This window comes from Ruegeria sp. YKSD163, assembly GCF_059612905.1.
This window is the reverse complement of sequence record NZ_JBXWRM010000020.1, coordinates 22271-38829: the sequence shown is the minus strand read 5'-3', so window position 1 is coordinate 38829 and position 16559 is coordinate 22271. Positions and strand designations below refer to the sequence as shown.

Annotated in this window: 21 protein-coding genes and 1 pseudogene; 11 read left to right on the top strand and 11 right to left on the bottom strand. The window is 63.7% G+C overall.

What is annotated here, in order from left to right; genetic code table 11:
* The first annotated feature begins 2 nt into the window (after positions 1-2).
* Complete coding sequence (gene kdsA / locus AC2FNA_RS20200; RefSeq protein WP_496829630.1) at positions 3-836, top strand: 3-deoxy-8-phosphooctulonate synthase; 834 nt, start codon at positions 3-5, stop codon at positions 834-836.
* A gap of 20 nt (positions 837-856) precedes the next feature.
* Entirely contained in the window at positions 857-2353 is a 1497-nt protein-coding gene (locus AC2FNA_RS20195) for a phosphomannomutase/phosphoglucomutase (protein ID WP_496829628.1), read from the top strand.
* Between the two features lie 224 nt (positions 2354-2577).
* Here AC2FNA_RS20195 and AC2FNA_RS20190 read toward each other — a convergent pair whose 3' ends face one another.
* Positions 2578-4515: an AsmA family protein gene (locus tag AC2FNA_RS20190; protein WP_496829627.1), complete on the bottom strand. Its 1938-nt coding sequence runs from the start codon at positions 4513-4515 to the stop codon at positions 2578-2580.
* Positions 4516-4612: 97 nt separating this feature from the next.
* Between AC2FNA_RS20190 and rimO the strand changes: the two genes are divergently transcribed.
* On the top strand, positions 4613-6007 hold the full coding sequence (rimO, locus tag AC2FNA_RS20185; protein ID WP_496829625.1) for a 30S ribosomal protein S12 methylthiotransferase RimO: 1395 nt from the start codon (positions 4613-4615) through the stop codon (positions 6005-6007).
* Positions 5986-6498 (top strand): annotated as a pseudogene (locus tag AC2FNA_RS20180) (DUF5677 domain-containing protein); the annotation flags it as partial. The gene rimO and the pseudogene AC2FNA_RS20180, both read left to right, overlap by 22 nt.
* A 61-nt stretch (positions 6499-6559) precedes the next feature.
* Here AC2FNA_RS20180 and AC2FNA_RS20175 read toward each other — a convergent pair.
* A complete protein-coding gene (locus AC2FNA_RS20175; protein WP_496829623.1) occupies positions 6560-7057 on the bottom strand; it encodes a diacylglycerol kinase in 498 nt (165 codons plus the stop codon).
* A gap of 74 nt (positions 7058-7131) precedes the next feature.
* On the opposite strand from AC2FNA_RS20175, the gene AC2FNA_RS20170 reads away from it, so the two are divergent.
* Entirely contained in the window at positions 7132-7374 is a 243-nt protein-coding gene (locus AC2FNA_RS20170) for a CDGSH iron-sulfur domain-containing protein (RefSeq protein WP_496829621.1), read from the top strand.
* Here AC2FNA_RS20170 and AC2FNA_RS20165 read toward each other — a convergent pair whose 3' ends face one another.
* The 4 genes from AC2FNA_RS20165 to AC2FNA_RS20150 all read right to left on the bottom strand — a co-directional run bounded on the left by AC2FNA_RS20165 (position 7375) and on the right by AC2FNA_RS20150 (position 9066).
* A complete protein-coding gene (locus AC2FNA_RS20165) occupies positions 7375-7632 on the bottom strand; it encodes a DUF6455 family protein (RefSeq protein WP_496829619.1) in 258 nt (85 codons plus the stop codon).
* Between the two features lie 29 nt (positions 7633-7661).
* Complete coding sequence (locus tag AC2FNA_RS20160; RefSeq protein WP_234170262.1) at positions 7662-7913, bottom strand: DUF6455 family protein; 252 nt, start codon at positions 7911-7913, stop codon at positions 7662-7664.
* A 71-nt stretch (positions 7914-7984) separates the two neighbouring features.
* Positions 7985-8353: a YigZ family protein gene (locus tag AC2FNA_RS20155; RefSeq protein WP_496829617.1), complete on the bottom strand. Its 369-nt coding sequence runs from the start codon at positions 8351-8353 to the stop codon at positions 7985-7987.
* Complete coding sequence (locus tag AC2FNA_RS20150) at positions 8350-9066, bottom strand: M48 family metallopeptidase (RefSeq protein ID WP_496829615.1); 717 nt, start codon at positions 9064-9066, stop codon at positions 8350-8352. Before AC2FNA_RS20150 ends, AC2FNA_RS20155 begins: the two co-directional genes overlap by 4 nt.
* A gap of 120 nt (positions 9067-9186) precedes the next feature.
* On the opposite strand from AC2FNA_RS20150, the gene AC2FNA_RS20145 reads away from it, so the two are divergent.
* Positions 9187-9426 (top strand): DUF8831 family protein, encoded by a 240-nt coding sequence (locus AC2FNA_RS20145; protein ID WP_234139366.1) that lies wholly within the window; start codon positions 9187-9189, stop codon positions 9424-9426.
* A 3-nt stretch (positions 9427-9429) separates the two neighbouring features.
* Here AC2FNA_RS20145 and AC2FNA_RS20140 read toward each other — a convergent pair whose 3' ends face one another.
* Together AC2FNA_RS20140 and AC2FNA_RS20135 are read right to left on the bottom strand one after the other, a co-directional pair.
* Complete coding sequence (locus AC2FNA_RS20140) at positions 9430-9708, bottom strand: DUF167 domain-containing protein (protein ID WP_496829613.1); 279 nt, start codon at positions 9706-9708, stop codon at positions 9430-9432.
* A gap of 43 nt (positions 9709-9751) precedes the next feature.
* The gene (locus AC2FNA_RS20135) at positions 9752-9958 is read right to left on the bottom strand and encodes a hypothetical protein (RefSeq protein ID WP_496829611.1); all 207 of its coding nucleotides are present in this window, start codon (positions 9956-9958) and stop codon (positions 9752-9754) included.
* Between the two features lie 124 nt (positions 9959-10082).
* Here AC2FNA_RS20135 and AC2FNA_RS20130 point away from each other — a divergent pair, with 124 nt between their 5' ends.
* Both AC2FNA_RS20130 and AC2FNA_RS20125 read left to right on the top strand, forming a co-directional pair.
* Positions 10083-10661: a nitroreductase family protein gene (locus AC2FNA_RS20130; protein ID WP_496829609.1), complete on the top strand. Its 579-nt coding sequence runs from the start codon at positions 10083-10085 to the stop codon at positions 10659-10661.
* A complete protein-coding gene (locus AC2FNA_RS20125) occupies positions 10658-11353 on the top strand; it encodes an EI24 domain-containing protein (protein WP_496829607.1) in 696 nt (231 codons plus the stop codon). Before AC2FNA_RS20130 ends, AC2FNA_RS20125 begins: the two co-directional genes overlap by 4 nt.
* A 32-nt stretch (positions 11354-11385) precedes the next feature.
* Here AC2FNA_RS20125 and AC2FNA_RS20120 read toward each other — a convergent pair whose 3' ends face one another.
* Both AC2FNA_RS20120 and mce read right to left on the bottom strand, forming a co-directional pair.
* A complete protein-coding gene (locus AC2FNA_RS20120; RefSeq protein ID WP_234139361.1) occupies positions 11386-11661 on the bottom strand; it encodes a DUF1467 family protein in 276 nt (91 codons plus the stop codon).
* Between the two features lie 33 nt (positions 11662-11694).
* The gene (mce, locus tag AC2FNA_RS20115; protein ID WP_044029028.1) at positions 11695-12099 is read right to left on the bottom strand and encodes a methylmalonyl-CoA epimerase; all 405 of its coding nucleotides are present in this window, start codon (positions 12097-12099) and stop codon (positions 11695-11697) included.
* Positions 12100-12236: 137 nt separating this feature from the next.
* On the opposite strand from mce, the gene AC2FNA_RS20110 reads away from it, so the two are divergent.
* The 3 genes from AC2FNA_RS20110 to AC2FNA_RS20100 all read left to right on the top strand — a co-directional run bounded on the left by AC2FNA_RS20110 (position 12237) and on the right by AC2FNA_RS20100 (position 14609).
* Complete coding sequence (locus AC2FNA_RS20110; RefSeq protein WP_496829604.1) at positions 12237-12956, top strand: response regulator; 720 nt, start codon at positions 12237-12239, stop codon at positions 12954-12956.
* 305 nt (positions 12957-13261) lie between these two features.
* Complete coding sequence (locus tag AC2FNA_RS20105) at positions 13262-13894, top strand: MT-A70 family methyltransferase (RefSeq protein ID WP_234170268.1); 633 nt, start codon at positions 13262-13264, stop codon at positions 13892-13894.
* Position 13895: 1 nt separating this feature from the next.
* Positions 13896-14609 (top strand): BglII/BstYI family type II restriction endonuclease, encoded by a 714-nt coding sequence (locus AC2FNA_RS20100; RefSeq protein ID WP_496829602.1) that lies wholly within the window; start codon positions 13896-13898, stop codon positions 14607-14609.
* A 7-nt stretch (positions 14610-14616) separates the two neighbouring features.
* On the opposite strand, the gene aspS is transcribed toward AC2FNA_RS20100, so the two are convergent.
* Complete coding sequence (aspS, locus tag AC2FNA_RS20095) at positions 14617-16398, bottom strand: aspartate--tRNA ligase (protein ID WP_496829600.1); 1782 nt, start codon at positions 16396-16398, stop codon at positions 14617-14619.
* Positions 16399-16559: the final 161 nt, after the last annotated feature.

The following is a 16559-nucleotide window of genomic DNA, read 5'->3' as shown; positions in this document are numbered from 1 at the left end:
CCATGAAACATGTCCGAATCGCCGACCTGACGGTCGGCAACGACCTCCCGCTCACCATCATCGCGGGCCCCTGCCAGCTGGAAAGCGCCGATCATGCCCAGATGATCGCCGGCACGATGAAAGAGGCCTGCGACGCCGTCGGCGCGCAATATGTCTTCAAGGGGTCCTTCGACAAGGCCAATAGAACCTCGGTCAATGCCGCGCCCGCGCTTGGACTCGACAAGGGGCTGGCGGTTCTGCAATCGGTCAAGGACACGATCGGCGTGCCGGTTCTGACCGATGTGCACGAGAAAGAGCAATGCGCCCCGGTTGCCGAGGTCTGCGATGTCTTGCAAATCCCCGCCTTTCTGTGTCGTCAGACCGCGCTGTTGAAAGCCGCCGGTGCAACCGGTGCGGTCGTCAATGTCAAGAAAGGCCAGTTCCTGGCGCCCTGGGACATGCCCAATGTTGCGGCCAAGATCGAGAGCACCGGCAACGGCAACATTCTGCTGACCGAGCGCGGGGTCAGCTTTGGCTACAACCGGCTGGTGGTCGACATGCAGTCGCTGCCGGAAATGGCGCGCACCGGCTATCCGGTGATCATGGATGCCACCCATGCGGTGGCCCAGCCCGGTGGGCTTGGCGGGGCATCCGGCGGGCAGCGCGAATTCGCGCCGGTCATGGCGCGGGCTGCGGTGGCGGTCGGCGTGGCGGGCGTGTTCATGGAAACGCACCAGGATCCCGATAACGCCCCCTGTGACGGCCCGAACATGATCTATCTCGATCAGATGCCGGGCCTTATTGACATGCTGATGCGACTCGACACGCTCGCCAAGGCAAATCCGATCCAGATCTGAAAAAGGCTCGAGTGTTCGAAATGACCAGACCCCTGCCCGAGGTGACCCCCAACACGTGGAGTTTTCTGCGCGACGCGATGATCCGGCCCACCGGGTTTCGCGAATACGACGCGCGCTGGAAATATCCCGAGGAAATCAACCTGCCCGGCATGACCGCGCTGGGCCTGGGTCTGGGCACCCAGATGCACCGCCGCGGCATCGCCCCGGTGATCGCGGTGGGCAACGACTATCGTGACTATTCGCTGGCAATCAAGAATGCGCTGATCCTGGGCCTGATGCAGGCCGGGATTCAGGTCAAGGATATCGGCCCCGCCCTATCGCCGATGGCCTATTTCGCCCAGTTCCATCTGGATGTGCCCGCCGTGGCGATGGTGACCGCCAGCCACAACCCCAATGGCTGGACCGGGGTCAAGATGGGCTTTGACCGGCCGCTGACCCATGGCCCCGACGAGATGGCCGAACTGCGCGACATCGTTCTGAACGGCGAAGGCGTCGCGCGCCCGGGTGGTTCTTACGAATTCGTCGATGGCGTCAAAGAGGCCTATATAGACGATCTGGTCGGCGATTTCCGCATGTCGCGCCCGCTCAAGGTGGTCTGCGCCACGGGCAATGGCACCGCCTCGGCCTTTGCGCCAGAAATCTTTGCCCGCTTGGGGGTCGAGATCGTGCCGAGCCACAACGAGCTGGACTATACTTTCCCCAACTACAACCCGAACCCCGAAGCCATGGAAATGCTGCATGACATGGCCGACACGGTCAAAGCCAGCGGCGCCGATTTCGCGCTTGGTTTTGACGGCGACGGCGACCGCTGCGGCGTGGTCGATGACGAGGGCGAGGAGATCTTTGCCGACAAGGTGGGCGTGATCATGGCGCGCGACCTCTCCAAGCTTTTTCCGGGCTCGACCTTTGTGGCGGATGTGAAATCAACCGGCCTGTTTGCTGCCGACCCAGAGTTGCGCAAACATGGCGCCAAGGCCGATTACTGGAAGACAGGCCACAGCCACATGAAACGCCGGGTCAAGGAGATTGGCGCGCTCGCGGGGTTCGAGAAATCGGGTCACTACTTTCTGGCCGAACCCATCGGGCGCGGCTATGACTGCGGCATGCGGGTGGCGGTCGAGATCTGCAAGCTGATGGATCGCAACCCCGAGATGTCGATGTCGGACCTGCGCAAGGCCCTGCCGCGCACCTGGTCGACGCCCACCATGTCGCCCTATGCCGCCGATACCGAGAAATACGCGATCCTCGAACGGCTGGTGGAAAAGCTGGTGGCCAAACATGCCGCTGGCGACAGCTTTGCCGGGCGTGCCATCAAGGAGGTGGTCACGGTGAACGGCGCCCGTGTCATCCTCGACAACGGCTCCTGGGGGCTGGTGCGCGCCTCGTCGAACACGCCGAACCTGGTGGTGGTCTGTGAAAGCAGCGAAAGCGAAGCGGAGATGCGCGTCATCTTTGACGAGATCGACGCCGTGATCCGCACCGAACCGGCTGTGGGCGATTACGACCAGACCATCTGAGCCTGGCAGGGGGCGCTCCCGCCCCCTCGGGCCTCTCTGACGAGAGGCCCGAGGCGTTGGGCCGGGCCGCGCGTTCCGCGCGGCGGTCTTTTGCGAGGCGCTGCCTCGCGCTCCGGAGTATTTCCGGCGAAATGAAGGAGCAAGGGCCTGCTCTTTCCTCTTGCTTCAAATATCCCGGGGGAGTCACCGAAGGTGACGGGGGCAGCGCCCCCTTGTCCCTTACCTCAATCGGCACCAAGTAGCTTGAGCAAGCCCTTGGTGGCCTCCTGTTCCAGCCGGTCCTTGATCAACTCTTCGACATTCTGATCGGGCGTGATCTCGGTATCCAGCTCCTCTCCCAGCTTTCGGCGCAACTCGTCCTTGGCCTTGGTCTCGACCGCCTCCTTGTCGAGGCCGGTCGCCGCTTCGATCACCTGGCTCAGATCGGGACGGATCGCCGGGTCGGCCCAGGGGCCGACGATGCGAACCGGCACAGCAATTCCCTGCCCCGCATTGGCCCGCAGCGCGACGGGCGTAAACAGGTAGTCGATATCCCGCGCGCCCAGACCGACGCGCCCGGTGCCGTTGGCCTTGAAATTGTCGAGCAGCATCAGCAGGTCCTCGTTAAAGAGGTTGCCCTTGTCCATCCGGTAGCTGGCGGTGAGGCTGTTGAACACGGTGGTGCCGCCGCCCTTGGCCCCGCGCCCCATCAGGTTGTCGAGGTCGAAGCCCGAGATCACTCCGCGACCCATCGCAAGCCGACCCTCGCCCGAGAGCGATCGCATGATCTGCGCCTCGCTCTGGCCAACCCCCAGGAACTTCAGCTCGCCCGAGGCCGCGCCCGAAAGCCGTTCGATCCCGCCCAGCGTCGCCAGCGCCTCGCGCATCTCGATGCCTTCGGCCCGCAGATCGCCGCCAACCGACAAGCCGTTGCGGTTATTGGCCACGACCTGACCGCTCAATTGCCCCGAAAACAGCGAGACAGGCGCCATGTCGACCACCGCGCGGCTGTTATCAAGCGACAGGCTGAGTACGCTTTGACCCAGTTCCAGCCCGGGCAGCGCGATGGAACCGGCGCTCAGATGCAGCGTGCCATTGGCAAGAGCCAGCGCCGAGGCGTCGATGGACGCCTCGGACCAGCCCGAGGCCGCGTCGCTGCCGCCCGAGCCTGTCCCGCCAGCGGCGGCAAGCCCGGTCAGATCCAGCGCACCGGCGGTCAGGCGCGCGGTCACCTGCGGCGGGTCGGCCACCGTCACATCGGCGGCGCCGTTCAGCCGGTTGCCGTCGAGATCGGCCGCAAGCTCGCGCAGCGCCAGCCGCCCGTCGGCGGTATAGGTGATCTGGGCGCGCAGATCGGCCCGCTGCCCCAGCCCGCGCGGCAGGCTAATACCAGCCTGGCCAAAGGCCGCCAGCATCGCGGCACTGTCGCTGGTATCAAGCGTGGCGGTTCCAGCCAGCGCACCGTCGATACTGGCACGCCCGTCAAAGGTGATGCTGGTCCTGGGCGCCGCCATCGTCATTTGCATCGCGCTGACCTGTCCGTTCGAAAAGGCACCCAGATCGGACAGGGTGAGTTCTACCGAGATCGACCCCGTTCCCGGCTCCAGCCGCGCCTGCATCTTGAGCGGCGCATCTTTTGCGGGCCAGCTGGCCGACAGATCGACGCCGCCGAAATCGAAGCTGGTCTTGCCCTCCTCGATATAGATCAGCCGGGCGTTCTTCAACTCCAGCCCGTCGAGCGTCACTAATTGACCGCCCGCTCCGGATGTCGAAGGCGCCGCCGCGCCACCGGTCACACGCGAGGGTGTGAACTCCCAGTTCACCCGACCCTTGGCAGTTTCCAGCCGCAGCACCGGATCCTGGGCGAGGATGCGGGTGATCCGCACCTCGCCACCCAAAAGGGCAGGCGCCGCAACGCCGATCGCCAGCCCCTGCGCCTGCAACATCGGTGCGCTGCTCGCCCACTCGGCATTGGCCACCGTCACCGGTCCGGTCTCGACCCCGAGCACCGGCCAGAAGCTGAGCTTGACCTCGCCCGCCACCGTGACCTCGCGCCCCGTCTGTTTGCGGATCTGTTCGATGGCCAGTCGCGCCAGCCGGTCACCGGGCAACAGCAGCAGCACCGCCACCAGAACCACCGCCGCCAGTACCAGAGTGATCCCGATTCGCACGATCCACCGCATATGCGCGCTCCCTGCCTGTTTGCCTCTTGCGATATGGTCAGCCCACTCCGGTTGCGCAACATTTGCAAGGGGAAGCTTTCCCCTCTATATGCGCGCCATGAGCACGAACCCTCCGAACCTGCGCCCCGACCTGGCCCCCGCCGCCCGCCTAGGCACCGCCGCCACCCGCCCCGGCCAGCCGACCATCGGCATGGTCTCGCTGGGCTGTCCCAAGGCGCTGGTCGACAGCGAGCGCATCCTGACCCGGCTCAGGGCCGAGGGCTATGGCATCTCGCCCGACTATGCAGGCGCCGATGCGGTGATCGTCAACACCTGTGGCTTCCTTGACAGTGCCAAGGCCGAGAGCCTGGAGGCGATCGGAGAAGCACTCAAGGAAAACGGCAAGGTGATCGTGACGGGCTGCCTGGGGGCCGAACCCGACTATATCCGCGAGCATCATCCGCGCATTCTGGCCGTCACCGGCCCGCATCAATACGAGCAGGTGCTGGATGCCGTGCATGGCGCGGTCCCGCCCGATCCGGACCCGTTTGTCGACCTGCTGCCCGCCTCGGGCGTCCAGCTGACACCGCGCCATTATAGTTACCTCAAGATTTCAGAGGGCTGCAACCACAAGTGCAAGTTCTGCATCATCCCCGACATGCGCGGCAAGCTGGCCAGCCGCCCCGCCCATGCGGTGCTCCGCGAGGCGGAAAAGCTTGTGGATAACGGTGTGAAGGAACTTCTGATCATCTCTCAGGATACAAGCGCTTACGGGCTGGACCGCAAGTATGACACCAACCTGTGGAAAAACCGCGAGATCCGCAGCCATATCACCGATCTGGCGCGCGAGCTGGGACAGCTCGACGCCTGGGTACGGCTGCACTACGTCTACCCCTATCCGCATGTGCGCGAGCTGATCCCGCTGATGGCAGATGCGGGGTGCAACCTGTTGCCCTATCTGGATATTCCCTTCCAGCACGCACATCCCGACACGCTGAAACGCATGGCCCGCCCGGCGGCGGCGGCGCGCACCCTGGACGAGATCGCGGCCTGGCGCGGGATCTGCCCCGAGATTACCCTGCGCTCGACCTTCATCGTGGGCTATCCGGGCGAGACCGAGGCCGAGTTCCAGACCCTTCTCGACTGGCTGGACGAGGCGCAGCTGGATCGCGTGGGCTGCTTCCAATACGAAAACGTGGCGGGTGCCCGATCGAACGACCTGCCTGATCATGTTCCGGCAGAGGTCAAGCAAGAGCGCTGGGACCGGTTCATGGAAAAAGCGCAGGCGATTTCCGAGGCGAAGCTGGCCGCGCGGGTGGGACAGGTGATCGAGGTGATCGTCGACGAGGTCGACGACGAGGCCGCCACCTGCCGCACCAAGTCGGACGCCCCCGAGATCGACGGCAACCTGTTCATCGACGAGGGATTCGAAGGCTTGCAGCCCGGCGATATCGTGACGGTCGAAGTGGACGAGGCCGGTGAATACGATTTGTGGGGGCGAGCCACCAAGTGAACTGCTCTCATCTGACAACCGATGAGCTTAAGTCGCTCGATGATGGCATCCATGATTGCATCGAGCGACTGGAAAATCTTCGTTTCGACAAAGAAGACTTCAGACATCAAGTCGTCGTTGGATTGGCTCTTTCGGTACTCGAAAGGTCTCACGCTGTTCTGCTTCTACTCAAAGAAGGAAAATCCTTCGATTCAGAGATTTTGTTTCGGTCACTTCTTGAGCACTATGTAGAGTTAAAGAACTGCATTCAGGATAATGGGTATCACCGCCACTTCAAAAAACCCTTTCTTACTGGGTTGAAGGGAACCTTGAGAGAAGCAAAGGAAGGCAACCCTTTTCTGAACTTGATCTCGCAACACATCGACGTGGACGAAGAGCTTGAGATAGTTGATCAGAGAATCACAGAAGTCGAGGCGACAGGAAGCAAGACGCTGAATTCGCAAACGAAGTTTCATCGCGCTGGAATGAAGCACGAGTACGAAAGCATATTTCGATCGACTTCGGAACAGGTACACCCGACTTACTCCGGTATCATCAAGAGACACTTCAATATCAACCACGAGAGTAATAGTTTTGAAGTTCAGGCTTTCTCTCGATCCTCACGTACCAGCGAAGAACCGATCCTTCATACAACATTAGAGATAATTGAATCCCAAATTCAGCTAATAGACCTGTTTCAGCAAGAAATCGACGAATTCGAAGACGAATAAGATCGATATCCCCGGAAACCAACACCACCAACCCGGCGGCCACAGCCGCAGGCGCCACCCCGGCGCTAGCTGCGTCTTTCGCCCAGTCCGCCAATGCGTGCTGTTCGTTCGAAGTATAGTCGATGGCTCCCTCGATGGCCGTATTGAACAGTTCCGCCACCAGCGCCAACATGCCCAGTACCAGAAGCAGCGCGCGCTCGCCGGTGCCGAGCAGCAGCCACAGCGCTAGCTCCGCCGAGACCAGCCCGGCCCAACTCCAAATGATGCGGTCGCCGAGCCGTATAAAGAAAGTGCGCAGGCGCCCCCGCAGTCCATAAGGCGGGTCAGCTATGCGCGACAAGGCACCCCTTTCCCTGCGCCCGATCCGCGCTATCGTGCAGTCGACAGACATACGCCACTCAAAGGAACAGCCTCATGTCCGACAGTCCCGAGATCGTCCAGAAAGCCCCCTTTGCGGTCGAGGTGACCGAAGGAAAATCCTATTTCTGGTGCGCCTGCGGCAAATCGCAGAAACAGCCCTTTTGCGACGGCTCGCACAAGGGGACCGAGTTTTCGCCGGTGAAATACACCGCCGAAGCGGACAAGAAGGTGTTCTTTTGCGGCTGCAAGCATTCGAGCAAACAGCCGCTCTGCGATGGCAGCCACAGCAAGCTGTGATCAGCGCAGGCGGTTGAGCGCCTCGGCATTGGTGCAGAACTCGGGCGCGGCCTCGGCCCGGCCCTGCTGGCAGGCGAGCCAGAGCTGGCAGGGTTCCGTGCATTCCGCGGCACGGCAGCGAGTGACGAGTTCGGCGTAATCTTCCTCGGTCAGGCGTTTCTCGGTCAGTGCCTCGGTAAAGGACACGCCGATGGTGCGGGCCACCGAGCGGGTCAGCCAGAAATGCCGCTCGATATCGCCCAGTGGAATCTGAGCCATGGAAATCTCCTTGAACCTGTGCGGGCCGTCTAGGGGTGCAGACGGTCGAGCAATGCGCGGTTGCGGCAGTATTGCGGCGCCTGAAGCGCGGTGTCGCGGGTGCCGAGCCATTCGGAACAGTGCGCGGGATTGCTGCACCCGGTGCAGGCCAGAACCGCATCGCTGATCTCGTCGATGCGCAACTGGCCTTTCAAGGCCGATTCCTCCAGATCGTGTCCCAACGTGGTGGCCATTCGGTCGAACAGGTCTGCGTGTTTTCTCAACGTGTCTCGGTCGGCCATATTGTCCTCTACTGTCGCGGCGGCGATAACATCAGACTAGCGCAGAGCGCGCGCCCTGCCCTTGACGCAGGTCAAGCACCCAAGCCCAGGTGATCAAGATAGGCGCGGGTGGCATCTCCCACCCGGCGGAACCGGTCGCCACCCAGCTTCTTGCCGCCATACCAGCGAGTGACCACGATGACATGATCGGCCAGTTCGGCGCGCTCCATCATCCGCAGAATCACCATGGCGGCGCCGGATTCGCCGTCATCGGCCTTGAGCGCGCCCGTGGGCAGCAGCGCCGCCCAGGTATTGTGAGTTGCCTTGGCATAGGCGCGGTCCGCTTTCAGTTCGGCAAGAACCGCGTCCACCTCCTCCCGGCTACGGGCCGGTGCGCCGCTGACCGCGTATTTCGAACCGCGATCGGACAACACCACGCCCAGCCGGGTCAGCCCGGTCACTGGGTCAGGCCCAGGCTGCTGGCGGTCCGCTGCACCGTCTGGATGCGGGCCGAATTGGGCGGGTGCGAACCCAGGAACCGGTCGCCCGGATCGGGAATGCGCGAGAAGAAATGCGCCCCCACCAGCGGATTGTAACCGGCCTTGTGGGTGATCACCGTACCCAGCTCATCGGCCTCCAGCTCATACTCCTTGGAGTAGGTGAGTGCACCTACGCTGGCGCCGATCTGTGTGGCGGCGTCGATGGTCGAGGACCCGCCTCCCGCCAGTCCTGCCAGACCGCCGAGGATGATGGCACCGGCGACGGCGCTGGCATTCTGACGCGCCAGATGGCCGCGAATGTGATGCGCCGCCTCATGCCCCATGACAAAGGCAAGCTCGTCGGCATTGCGCGCGGTGGCAATCATGGACCGGGTAAAGATGATCAGCGGCCGGCCGTTCTTGTCCACCGTCTGATAGGCGTTGACCGGCGCCTTGGGGTTGGGGTCGATCTCGATCTTGAAATCGCAATTGGCCCCCTGGGTGCGCTGCTGGCATTCGCGAACCGCCACCGGCCGCACTCGTGCCGACACACTGGCAAAGGCCGACTGCGCGGCGCTTGCGCTCAACGGCGGGCTGTCCGGGACCGACGGCAGAGGGGCGACGGGTCCGGGATCGGACACCTCGCACGCAGACAACAAGCCAAGCGCAACCGTCAGAAACAGAAACCGCCGCATGGGAAACCTTTATCGTTTTTCGACATTCGGGTCAGAGTTTAGCCTGCGCGCTGGGCGGCTTCCAGCCCCTGCCGCGCGCGCGGGCTTGCATTGGCCGGACGCCGCCGCCACTGTGGCGATATGTTTACCATCGAACATGAATTCGACTCGACCGTGATCACGCTTGTCGACGAGGGAGAGACCCCCTTGCAGGAGGATGTGGTCATCAATTCCTTTGCCGAATGCGTGACGGTCGAGCAATACGACCCACGCACTGAAACGATGCAAAAGATCACCCTGTCGCCCGAACAGCTGCGCGATCTGGCGGCGGCGCTGGATCTGCCCGAGGGGGTGTATCAGCTGCGCGAGGTGCCGGGTTGACCCTCAGCCCCCCAGATAGACAAATGTCTTGTCACGCGCGGTCTGGCCTCGCCTGAGGTCCAGCCGGCTGGGCGCAACACCCATGGCGCGCGCCAGCAGCTTGCGCACCGCCTCATTGGCCTTGCCGTCCTCGGGTGGGGCGGTGACGGATATCTTCAACCCGGTATCAGTTAGGGTCACGCTGTCGCGCGCGGCCTTTGGTGTGACACGCAGGGCAATCTCTTGCCCCGGCCGGGCCAGGTAAGACAGATCGGGAAGGGATGTGACCTTGGGCTTCGCCATGCCCCCGTTCTACAGGGTTCCACGCAAAAGCCCAGCATGGTGCTCAGTACCACTCTTCTCCGCGCGGCCCCAGGTAATAGGCCGAAGCGGCCTTTCGGGCCTCGCTGTCACGTTGTGCGGTGGGGGGCGGCAAGCTGCCGGGATATTGCGCCACAGGCTGCGGTTCAGTCGCGGCGCAAGCGCTCAGCGCCAGCAACGCCATAATCAGAAAAGCATGCGAGGTCATCGAGAACACTCCAAGGACGGACATAAACTAGCACGGTCTGCTTCCGCCCGCCCTGGCAAAAGCCACCCTTCACGCATGATTTACCCTTGAAACTCGACGCCCGGTCGCCGAGATAGCTGAGAGCGATTGATGTGAAAGGGATTTACATATGCCACCGCGCAACGATGCCGCCCTGGAGTTTCTGCAAACTCGCCGGTCGCGCCCAGCCAAGACCCTGACTGCTCCGGCGCCCAACCGTCAGGCTTTGCTGCCGATCCTGACCGCCGCCGCGCGCAGCCCTGATCATGGAAAACTGGAACCCTGGCGATTCATTGTTCTGGAACAGGGTGCGATGGCGCGGCTGGCCGATCTGGCCGAGGCGCGGGGGCGTGCGCTGGGCAAACCGGACGAGGATATCGCCAAGGGCCGGTCGCAATTCGATCAGGGCATTCTGGCAGTGGCTGTGATCGAGGTGCAGAAGGACAGCCCCAAGATCCCCGCGATCGAACAGACCTATTCGGCTGGCGCGGTCTGCCTGGCGTTGCTGAACGCGGCGCTGGCGGCAGGCTGGGGCGCCAACTGGCTGAGCGGCTGGCCCTCGCATGACCGCGCATTCTGTGCCGAGGGGCTGGGGCTTGAAGCCCATGAACGGGTGGCCGGCCTGATCCATATCGCCACCGAATCCAGCGCCCCGCCCGACCGGCCCCGACCGGATCTGGAGGCCATCACCACCTGGGTCTCGGCATGATCATCGTCAACGCTTTCCTCGCCGCGCTGGGCCAGATCGGCGATCCGCGCTTTCGCAAGGTGCTGGGCCTGGGGGTGGGCCTCACGCTGGCGCTGTTGGTGGCGGTCTATGCGCTGTTTCTGTGGCTCATCCAATGGCTGGTCGGTCCCGAGGTCACGTTACCGGTTCTAGGAGAGGTGACTTGGGTCGGCGGTCTGCTCAGCGTCTCATCGCTGATCTTCATGCTGGTGTTGTCGGTGTTCCTGATGGTGCCGGTGGCCTCGGCCATCACATCCATGTTCCTGGACGAAGTGGCGCAGGCGGTCGAGGACCGGCATTACCCGAACCTGCCCGCCGCGACCACGGTTCCGTTTGGCGAGGCGCTCAAGGACACGGTCAACTTTCTGGGCGTGCTGATCGCGGCCAACCTGGCGGCCTTTGTCCTCTATGCGATGTTCGCGCCCTTTGCGCTGTTCATCTTCTGGGGGCTGAACGGGTTCCTGCTGGGCCGGGAGTATTTCACCCTGGCCGCGATGCGCAGGGTCGGGCGGGCCGAGGCACGCCGACTGCGCTCGAAACACCTGATGACGATCTGGCTTGCCGGCGCCCTGATGGCGATCCCGCTGTCGGTGCCGCTGGTGAACCTGCTGATCCCGATCCTGGGTGCGGCCACTTTCACCCATATCTTTCACGCGGTGAATGGGACCCGCTGAACGCTGTGGAGGGGCACCGGGGTGCCCTGTTCTCACTCCAGCGGCGGCATCACCTTGAGCAGGTTGATGTCATCGACGCTGATCCACCCGGACAGGATGATGCCCCCGATGATCGCCCAGAGCACCACCGTAAGACCGGTGGTGATCCAGGCCTTGGTTTTCAGATGGTGATGCTCGGGGGCACCGGCATGGGTGCCGGGCACGATATCACCCAGATCGCCCTGCGTGCGCACGCGGATCGGCAACACGATCAGGAAGGTCATGAACCAGATGACCGAGAACAGCACCAATGCGGATGTGATCGACATGTTCGTCCCCTTTGGGTTTCACCCTGATATGGGTCAGACCTGCTCCAGTTCCACCAGACAGCCGTTGAAATCCTTTGGGTGCAGGAACAGCACCGGTTTGCCATGGGCGCCGATCTTGGGTTCGCCGGTGCCCAACACGCGGGCGCCGGTGGATTTCAGGTGGTCGCGCGCGGCGATGATATCCTCGACCTCATAGCAGACGTGGTGAATGCCGCCCGAGGGGTTCTTGTCCAGAAAGCCCTGGATCGGGCTATTCTCTCCCAGCGGATAGAGCAGTTCGATCTTGGTGTTCGGCAATTCGATGAACACCACGGTCACGCCGTGGTCGGGCTCGTCCTGCGGCGCGCCCACCTTGGCGCCCAGTGCGCTGCGATATTGCGCGGACGCGGCCTCGAGATCCGGTACGGCAATGGCGACATGGTTCAAACGGCCGATCATGATCATCCTCCAATGGTTCATCGGGTTGCGCGTCTTATGCGGTGTGCGGCCTGTCGGGGCAAGTGCGCCAAATCGCCCATTAACGTCCTGTTAGCCAGCGTGACCTAGCGTTGAGGCGTCTGCTGAAGGAGCCAGCCATGGATGATTCTGATCCCTTTGCCGCCCCGCACCGGCTGCCGACGGTTACCCGCCCGCTGCTGGGGCTGACCATTCTCGTGGTCGAGGACAGCCGCTTTGCCTGTGAGGCGATGCGCCTTTTGTGCCTGCGCAGCGGCGCTCGCATCAGGCGCGCGGATTGCCTGAAATCGGCACGCAGGCATTTGCAGATCTACCGCCCCTCGGTGATCATCGTCGATATGGGGCTGCCCGATGGCTCGGGCGCCGACCTGATCGAGGAGATGGCCCATACCGCGCCCCGGATCGTGGTGATCTTGGGCACCTCGGGCGACGATGGCGCCGAAGAAATGGCGCTGGAGGCCGGCGCCGACGGGTTCCTGGCCAAACCGGTAACCTCGCTTGCGACCTTCCAGGCCGAAATCCTGTCGCGCCTGCCCGCCGACCGCCAGCCCACCGGCCCGCGTATCCTGCATGACGAGCATATCCGCCCCGACCCGATCGCCTATCAGGACGACATGGCCCATGTGGCCGATGTGCTGAGCGAAAGGTCCGACCCCCAGACGCTGGACTATATTGCGCAATTCCTGCTGGGATTGGCGCGCAGCGCCGAGGATCACGCGCTGGCCTCGGCCGCGCAGGCACTGGCCCGCACCCGCGCCAGTGGCGCCCCCGTTACCTCGGATACGGCGCGGATCGCGGGACTGGTGCAGGAGCGTCTGAATCACAGAAAGGCGATCTGAGATATGGCCGGAATGCTGCCGATCGCCATCGTGACCGCTGGCGTGCTGATCTATGCCCTGCGCTGGTACGAGACGCCCGGTCCGCGACGCAGGCGGGTCGAGGCGCGCTGATCCTTGCGCCATCCTGGCAGGGTGCCACGTAGTTGCGGCCGCAACCCGGCGGCACAGTCGGTGGAGGTCACCAGCTGCGTCGATACCGCCTCGGGGCCGTAAAACGTGTTTACCTTTCGTTCTCACCCGCCTAGAGTGGACATCCCCGCAAAAGGGGCGTGACAATCGGGGGGGAAGACCGCAATATGTTGGACATGTCTCAATCAGCCTCTCAAGATCTGTCGGATTTCCTGGGTGACGACCGTTTTGCCACCGTGATGGCCGACCCGCCCTGGCGGTTCACCAACCGCACCGGCAAGGTTGCGCCCGAACACAAGCGACTGGCGCGCTATCCGACCATGACGCTGGAGGATATCTGCGCCCTGCCGGTGGCCGATTATCTCGAGGACAGGGCGCATTGCTATCTCTGGGTGCCCAACGCCCTGCTGCCCGAAGGGCTGCAGGTGCTCAGCGCCTGGGGGTTCGAGTACAAGTCCAACATCGTCTGGCACAAGGTGCGCAAGGATGGCGGCTCGGACGGGCGCGGCGTGGGTTTCTATTTCCGCAACGTGACCGAGCTGCTGCTGTTCGGCACCAAGGGCAAGAATGCCCGCACGCTGGCGCCGGGCCGGCGGCAGGTCAACATGATGCAGACCCGCAAGCGCGAGCATTCGCGCAAGCCCGACGAGCAATACGAACTGATCGAGAGCTGCTCCTGGGGCCCCTATCTGGAGATGTTCGGGCGCGGCGTGCGCGATGGCTGGACCGTCTGGGGCAATCAGGCCGACGCCGATTACAAGCCCAGCTGGAAGACCTATTCCTACAATTCCGGCGTCGCGGCCGAGTAACATGGCCCGCAGTATCGACGATGCGGTGTTCGATCCGGGCGGCGCGGTCGAGGCGCAGCTGGGCTGGACTCTCGGCCCGCGCTATTCGGTGGCCAGCTATCGCAGTGCCGCCGCCGTGATCGCCCAGCGCGCGCCCGCCGAACTGGCCGCGATCCTGCGCATCCTCGACACCTTTACCATCAGCCGCACCGAAATCCGCTCGCCCGGCGGCAACCGGATGTCGGCCACCACCCGCTTTGCCGATCTGGCGGCGGCCGAGGGGTTTCACCAAGAGGTCCGGATCGAGGCCGATCTGACCGTCCGCCTGCGCGAGGGCAAGGGCGAGAACGCGCCCGAGATCGACCGCATCCTGCGCGCCGATTACATCCACAACCACCTGGTCGATTTCTGGCGCGGCCGGGTGGCGTTCGACTACGAGTGGAACAGCAAGGACCAGACCTATGACCGCGATCTCTACGCCTTTCGCAGCTTCTTCGAGGCGGGCGTGATCGACGTGGGCGTCATCGTGACCCGGGCGCTGCCGCCCGAGTTCTTTCAGTCGCTGGGCTATTGCCTGGACAAGGACGGCAACGAGACCGCCAGCACCGTCGCGGCCAAGTTCGGCGCCAGCACCACCGGCACCCACAAGCTGCTCAGCCGCATCGCGGCAGGGCGCAGCGGCGGCTGTCCGGTGCTGGTCTTCGGGATACGCCCCGGCAACATCACACCGGACTGAACCACGCTCAGTCCTGCGGGATCACCCGCAGGCCCAGTTCCATCAGCTGGTCCGAGCTGGGCTCGGACGGCGCCTGCATCATCAGATCCTCGGCGCGCTGGTTCATCGGGAACATCATCACTTCGCGAATGTTGGCCTCGTCCGCCAGCAGCATCACGATGCGGTCGATCCCGGCGGCACAGCCCCCGTGCGGCGGCGCGCCGTAATGGAAGGCGTTGAAGAGCGCGCCAAAGCGGGCCTTGACCTCGTCGGCGCCATATCCGGCCAGTTCGAACGCCTTGAGCATGATCTCGGGCTTGTGGTTACGGATCGCACCCGACACCAGTTCATAGCCGTTGCAGGCGAGGTCGTACTGGAAACCACGCACTGCCATCGGGTCGCCATTGAGCGCCTCCATCCCACCTTGCGGCATCGAGAAGGGATTGTGTTCAAAGTCGATCTCGCCGGTTTCCTCGTCGCGCTCGTAGATCGGGAAGTCCACGATCCAGGCAAAGGCAAAGCGGTCGGTCTCGGTCAGACCCAGTTCGGCTCCGATCACGTCGCGCGCCTTGCCCGCGACCTTTTCGAACGACTTGGGCTTGCCGCCCAGGAAGAAGGCGGCGTCGCCCACGCCCAGACCCAGCTGCTGGCGGATCGCCTCGGTGCGCTCGGGCCCGATGTTCTTGGCGAGCGGTCCGGCGGCTTCCATCCCATCACCCTGATCGCGCCAGAAGATATAGCCCATGCCCGGCAGGCCCTCTTTCTGGGCAAAGGCGTTCATCCGGTCACAGAACTTGCGGCTGCCGCCGGTGGGGGCAGGAATGGCGCGGATCTCGGTGCCTTCCTGCTCCAAAAGCTTGGCGAAGATGGCAAAGCCCGAGCCGCGGAAATGCTCGGAACAGTCCTGCATCTTGATCGGGTTGCGCAGGTCGGGCTTGTCGGTGCCGTACCATTTGGCGGCATCGGCATAGGCGATCTGCGGCCAGTCCTGCGGCGCATCGACCTTGCGGCCACCGCCGAATTCCTCGAACACGCCCGCCAGCACCGGCGCGATCGTGTCGAACACATCCTGCTGGGTGACAAAGCTCATTTCCAGGTCGAGCTGGTAGAAATCGGTGGGCGAACGGTCGGCGCGCGGGTCCTCGTCGCGGAAACAGGGTGCGATCTGGAAATACTTGTCAAAGCCCGAGACCATGATCAGCTGCTTGAACTGCTGGGGCGCCTGCGGCAGCGCATAGAAGCGGCCCGGATGCAGGCGCGAGGGCACCAGGAAGTCGCGCGCACCCTCGGGGCTGGAGGCGGTGATGATCGGGGTCTGGTATTCACGGAACCCCTGCCTCCACATGCGGCGGCGCATCGAGGCCACCACGTCCGAGCGCAGGGTCATGTTGGCCTGCATCGCCTCGCGGCGCAGGTCGAGATAGCGATAGCGCAGGCGGGTTTCCTCGGGGTATTCCTGATCGCCGAACACCATCAGCGGCAGTTCCTCGGCGCGGCCCAACACCTCGAGCTCGCGGACATAGACCTCGATCTCGCCGGTGGGCAGCTTGGGATTGACCAGGTCCGCGTCGCGCGCCTTGACCGTGCCGTCGATGCGGATGCACCATTCCGAGCGGACCTTTTCCAGGGCGGCGAAGGCGGCGCTGTCGCCGTCGCACAGCACCTGGGTCACGCCGTAATGGTCGCGCAGGTCGATGAACAACACCCCGCCATGGTCGCGCACCCGGTGGACCCAGCCGGACAGGCGAACGGTTTCGCCGACATTGGCGGCGGTCAGGGCGGCGCAGGTATGGCTGCGATAGGCGTGCATCGGTGATATCCCTTCGGGCGGAGAAAGCGTCGCGCCGATACAGCGCGATAGGCCGGGGAAGTCAAGGCCACGCCGCGCGCATCCGGGGTTTGTGGCCAAATCACCCTGATTTCTCTGGCTTTGCGCGGGAGGGGGCGCTGCCCCCACCGCCTGACGGCGGC

What these genes read in the sequence shown, in the direction of transcription:
- kdsA (WP_496829630.1), top strand. Translation starts at nt 3, where the DNA reads ATGAAACATGTCCGAATCGCCGACCTGACGGTCGGCAACGACCTCCCG.
- AC2FNA_RS20195 (WP_496829628.1), top strand. Translation starts at nt 857, where the DNA reads ATGACCAGACCCCTGCCCGAGGTGACCCCCAACACGTGGAGTTTTCTG.
- AC2FNA_RS20190 (WP_496829627.1), bottom strand. Translation starts at nt 4,515, where the DNA reads ATGCGGTGGATCGTGCGAATCGGGATCACTCTGGTACTGGCGGCGGTG.
- rimO (WP_496829625.1), top strand. Translation starts at nt 4,613, where the DNA reads ATGAGCACGAACCCTCCGAACCTGCGCCCCGACCTGGCCCCCGCCGCC.
- AC2FNA_RS20170 (WP_496829621.1), top strand. Translation starts at nt 7,132, where the DNA reads ATGTCCGACAGTCCCGAGATCGTCCAGAAAGCCCCCTTTGCGGTCGAG.
- AC2FNA_RS20165 (WP_496829619.1), bottom strand. Translation starts at nt 7,632, where the DNA reads ATGGCTCAGATTCCACTGGGCGATATCGAGCGGCATTTCTGGCTGACC.
- AC2FNA_RS20160 (WP_234170262.1), bottom strand. Translation starts at nt 7,913, where the DNA reads ATGGCCGACCGAGACACGTTGAGAAAACACGCAGACCTGTTCGACCGA.
- AC2FNA_RS20150 (WP_496829615.1), bottom strand. Translation starts at nt 9,066, where the DNA reads ATGCGGCGGTTTCTGTTTCTGACGGTTGCGCTTGGCTTGTTGTCTGCG.
- AC2FNA_RS20145 (WP_234139366.1), top strand. Translation starts at nt 9,187, where the DNA reads ATGTTTACCATCGAACATGAATTCGACTCGACCGTGATCACGCTTGTC.
- AC2FNA_RS20140 (WP_496829613.1), bottom strand. Translation starts at nt 9,708, where the DNA reads ATGGCGAAGCCCAAGGTCACATCCCTTCCCGATCTGTCTTACCTGGCC.
- AC2FNA_RS20135 (WP_496829611.1), bottom strand. Translation starts at nt 9,958, where the DNA reads ATGTCCGTCCTTGGAGTGTTCTCGATGACCTCGCATGCTTTTCTGATT.
- AC2FNA_RS20130 (WP_496829609.1), top strand. Translation starts at nt 10,083, where the DNA reads ATGCCACCGCGCAACGATGCCGCCCTGGAGTTTCTGCAAACTCGCCGG.
- AC2FNA_RS20125 (WP_496829607.1), top strand. Translation starts at nt 10,658, where the DNA reads ATGATCATCGTCAACGCTTTCCTCGCCGCGCTGGGCCAGATCGGCGAT.
- AC2FNA_RS20120 (WP_234139361.1), bottom strand. Translation starts at nt 11,661, where the DNA reads ATGTCGATCACATCCGCATTGGTGCTGTTCTCGGTCATCTGGTTCATG.
- mce (WP_044029028.1), bottom strand. Translation starts at nt 12,099, where the DNA reads ATGATCGGCCGTTTGAACCATGTCGCCATTGCCGTACCGGATCTCGAG.
- AC2FNA_RS20110 (WP_496829604.1), top strand. Translation starts at nt 12,237, where the DNA reads ATGGATGATTCTGATCCCTTTGCCGCCCCGCACCGGCTGCCGACGGTT.
- AC2FNA_RS20105 (WP_234170268.1), top strand. Translation starts at nt 13,262, where the DNA reads ATGTCTCAATCAGCCTCTCAAGATCTGTCGGATTTCCTGGGTGACGAC.
- AC2FNA_RS20100 (WP_496829602.1), top strand. Translation starts at nt 13,896, where the DNA reads ATGGCCCGCAGTATCGACGATGCGGTGTTCGATCCGGGCGGCGCGGTC.
- aspS (WP_496829600.1), bottom strand. Translation starts at nt 16,398, where the DNA reads ATGCACGCCTATCGCAGCCATACCTGCGCCGCCCTGACCGCCGCCAAT.